Source organism: Streptomyces sp. NPDC058701 (assembly GCF_042715295.1).
Lineage (GTDB): Bacteria > Actinomycetota > Actinomycetes > Streptomycetales > Streptomycetaceae > Streptomyces.
Genome location: NZ_JBHXSY010000115.1, coordinates 1 through 3895, shown reverse-complemented (window position 1 = coordinate 3895; position 3895 = coordinate 1). Strand labels below are relative to the sequence as shown.

Here is a 3895-nt window from a genome sequence, read left to right as displayed (position 1 = left end):
ACCGCCGCCGCACGACCTCGGCCGCGGCCCACGCGGGCGCCCTCTCCCCGGACGTATTGCCGGTCAACCACGGCTGACCTCTGTCGCGTCCGTATGGGGACCGCCTTCTGCCTCACGATGTGTCGAGCGGCGGTAGCGTCCAAGAAGAACGAGCTGCCGTTGATGCCGAGTGCGTGTGGGGCTCGGTGCTCCTCCGGCTGGGCAGCCGGAGCAGGCCCAGGACAATGACGCGTCTGTGACCGCTACGGGAGTTCCAGGTGCCGGAGCTCGCCGTCCGCCGGAAGCAGCTCGTTGATCAGTTCCCAGACCTTGCCCGCGTGCACGCGCACGAACCTCAGCGTGCTCGCCGGACCGACCTGTCCCGGTTGCACCGGTTCCGCCGGCAGTTCCCGATGCCAGTATCCGAGAGGGCCGCAGTCCCAGACGCCGAATCCTCGGATCACCACGCCGTCCTCGCCCTCGCTGTCGCTTCGCCAGGCGGCCGTCATGCGCCAGCTCGATCGCACTTCGGCGAGCATGTCGGCGAAGACCCGGAGCGAGGGTCCATCGATGGTGCCCAGGTTCTGCACGGCCTTGCGTATGTGATCGCGGCCCGCGCCGCTGGCATCCATGAACGGCACGGCGTCCGCGGCGGCCAAGCCGGCATCGAGCGTGGCCACAGTGGTTTCGACCACGGAGGCACCCACATCGGGTAGCGCTGCGGCGCGCTGGAGATTCACCATGTCGGCCAGTGCCCAGACCACCGTCCTGGGTTCGACGAGCGCATACTGCGACTCTGCCTCCCCGGGCCATGCCTGGTGGGAGACGGCGTGGTTCTCCCCGATGATCAGCCCGTGGTTGAGCTTGCCCTGTCGGCTGTCCGATTCCACCGTGATCACCACGACCGGCCGCGCGATGGCCTGGAGCAGAGGCCGGAGCAAGGGTGAGACGGCCCCAGCCTCGTCGATGAGACCGCACTCCACCAGCTGTTCCCGTTCCCGGGAGAACTCATCGGGAGCGGGATCTCCGACCGCCAGTTCGGTGAGGACGACAATGTGGCCGTCACTCAGCCGATAGCGGGACCTGGAAATGTCATACGAAGGCATGCGCATACTCGCTTGATAGGTGAGCCACCGCGATCCGGCCGGAACGCAGTCAGTACTGGGATTCCGCGTAGAACCCGAACGCCCTTGAGATCCCTGCCCGCACGGCGCCGCGCCGGGTAAGGGTCGCTCTGTCGACACCGCCGAAGAGCGCCGCGAGCGTGATGTCGGCGCCGAGGGCTCGGCCCACCACGGTCACCGCCAGCCGCTTGCTCTTCCCGATACCCGACTGCTTCACCCTGACGGTGACTCCTGGGTCCTCCGCGTCCGGAGCCCTGGTCAGTGTGTATTCCTTGCGGTTGACCGCCGTCAGCCGGTACTGGTCTCCGCCGTATTTCAGACGCAGCGAGCGCCCTCGGTGAGTCAGCGCCCAGCGGTTGCGTGTCGTGTACACCATCGCGTCCCCGAGTCGGAGCGTCGCGCCGTTCAGGCTCGGCAGCGTCATCACCTGCGCGTGGAAACCGCGCGAGGAGAAGGATGCCGAAGGGATCCGGCTGCCCCGGACTTCACTCCGCAGGGATTGGCCATCGTTACCGCGGTGCGGGTGGATCACCGTGATCTCCCCGAACTCCTGCGATGTCCCTTGCCAGCCGGTCAATCGCTCGAACTTCTCGCCCTCGGACCAGACGTGCAGTGCGAACGGGGCTGTGGTGGTATGCATCTCTCTCCCTGGCTAGTCGAACGGGTTCAGTGCACTGCCGAGCTTCCCGGCCTTGTCGCCGATCCAGTCGCCCGCCGTGTCCAGGCCCTTGCCGATGGCCTCTCTGTTCTCCCAGGCCAGACACCCTGCATACACCACACCGGTACCCACGGTCAGTCCGAGGGTGACCGGATTGGGTGCGATGGTGAGTGCCGTCAGGGAGCCGTTAAAAGCCGTCCCGCTGAGGTCCGTTGCGAACTTCATCGGCTTGTCGTGGATCATTTCCGGGGTGTACGTGGTCAGGTTCGCTATGCCGTACCCGGTCGCCGCGACACCACCGACGACTCCGAGCCCGCGGAGCGCACCGGCGGCCTTCGCGGCGTTCGCGAGGCCGCCCTCCCGCGCAACTGCGAGGAGGTTCGCCTCCGAGGCGTTCGGGACAAAGAAGGCCGAGCCGTTGCGCACGAGGCGCGATCCCAGCACGGCCGCTTCGTCGGATCCGGTGATGGCAGTCACCAGGCGCGGCGGAACCTTGGTCAGCAGGCTCCCGGGAGCCGCCACGGCGAGCCGGGAGTTGATCCCGCGCGAGATCCAGGTCCCGGGGGCATTGGCGTGGGGGTAGGGCGGGTTCAACGTCTTGAACAGCTTGTAGCCGTACCAGGCCGAGGTTCCTGTGGCTGCCGAGAAGGCGCCGACGGTCATCGAGCCCTCGAGCACCTGCGAGACCATCTTCGCAAGCTGGGGGTTACCCGTGAGGCGGGTCACAGCCTCGCGTTCGAGACGCTTGATGTAGTCATCCAGCGTCTCGCCGTCCCGCATCTCCAGCACGGAGAGGTCGGCACGTGCCTTCTTTTCCGCGTCGTCGGCCTGTGCCACGGTGCCGGCGTCTCCGTTGAACCCGGTGCCCAGGCTCGCGTCGTTCTTGTTGCCGTAGCCGTCCTTGACAACGGCCTCCAGGTCCTTCTTCAGGTTCTGGTCCGCGTCGTCGACAGACTTGACGGCCGCTTTGATGTGCTCCGACCAGGACTTCTCGCTCTCACGGACGCTCGTGGCAAAGTCCGGGTCGTGCCGGGCCGCGTTGCGTTCCGCCGGAGTGAGGCGCTCGTAGTCGTAGGCGACGACTCCCTGCTCCGACACTTTCATGCCGGCCTTGACGGCCTCGGCGCGGGCGTTCTCCAACTGCTTCTTGAGTTCCAGGAACTGCTGGTGAGCGTTACGGAGCAACGTGGCGGTCGCCTTGGCCTGTATCTGGGCGGCATGGTACTCGTAACGCGTCCCGGCGAAGTTGGTCATGGCCGTGGTCGCACTCATGCCGACCCAGGTCTGGCCCATCGTGACTTTCTGCACGCTGTCCCGGTAGCGATCCTCGACCTTGCGTACTTCCTCCGCCATCGACTGCCACTTGTCGGCAGCGGTGGAGAGCTTTCCGTAGTCGGTCGTCATGACTTCGTAGTACGTCAGCACCTGCTAGCCCTACAGCCCGTTCAGCTTCGACTGGGAACCGATCGACTTGAACTGGTTGCCCAGGCCGATGTCATTGCGTACGAAAAGGCCGGAGGCGCCCCGCAGCGCACTCTTCTCGGACGCGAGGCGTCCCATCAGATTCTTGACCTGCTTGTCCCAGGTGTCCGCGACCTTCTTCAGGCCCGTGGCTGTGTCCCAGCCGTCGAACTCCTTGACCGCCGCGTCGATCGCATCGTCGGCGTGTTCTGTGGCCTTCTTGGTGCTTGGCTCCAGCTCGGTCTCGATCGTGTTGGCCGCTGTCGTCTTCTCGGCCGGCGCGGAACCGAAGCCCCCGGATCCTCCGCGCATCAAGGGCACAGAGGGATCCCCAGCACCGTTCAACCGCATGTCCACCTGCTGATCGGTTGCGCCGGCGTGCGACTCCCGATTGAACTCCCCCGTCATGTCCCACCCTTCACGTCGGTATAGATGATCATAGGCACGGCCATCTGACACACCCCGACGAGAGGTTCGCCCAGCGTGGAGAGCCGGAGCCCGCGGGCAGGTGCCCGCCTTTCCCGCGCGAAAAGCGAAAGGTGCTCCATGCCTGTGTACGGCCGCCGCAGTCGTGGGTGACGTGGCGTGAGTTGGTGGATGGTCGGGAAGGAGCACACCGGCTCTCCAGATCGCCCACAACCGCGACGCGCGGGGCCTCCAGGGCGTGATCTTC

4 protein-coding genes are annotated in these 3895 nt (G+C 66.1%); all 4 read right to left on the bottom strand.

Annotated features, from left to right (window positions below):
* Positions 1 to 242 precede the first annotated feature (242 nt).
* The 4 genes from ACFWW8_RS38210 to ACFWW8_RS38195 are packed head-to-tail and all read right to left on the bottom strand — an operon-like array spanning position 243 to position 3630.
* Positions 243 to 1091 carry a histidine kinase gene (locus ACFWW8_RS38210; RefSeq protein ID WP_386537464.1) on the bottom strand — a complete coding sequence of 283 codons (849 nt, stop codon included), beginning with the start codon at positions 1089 to 1091 and terminating at the stop codon, positions 243 to 245.
* A 43-nt stretch (positions 1092 to 1134) separates the two neighbouring features.
* Entirely contained in the window at positions 1135 to 1743 is a 609-nt protein-coding gene (locus ACFWW8_RS38205; protein WP_386537463.1) for a hypothetical protein, read from the bottom strand.
* A gap of 12 nt (positions 1744 to 1755) precedes the next feature.
* The gene (locus ACFWW8_RS38200) at positions 1756 to 3165 is read right to left on the bottom strand and encodes a hypothetical protein (protein ID WP_386537460.1); all 1410 of its coding nucleotides are present in this window, start codon (positions 3163 to 3165) and stop codon (positions 1756 to 1758) included.
* A 30-nt stretch (positions 3166 to 3195) separates the two neighbouring features.
* Entirely contained in the window at positions 3196 to 3630 is a 435-nt protein-coding gene (locus tag ACFWW8_RS38195; protein WP_386537459.1) for a hypothetical protein, read from the bottom strand.
* Positions 3631 to 3895: the final 265 nt, after the last annotated feature.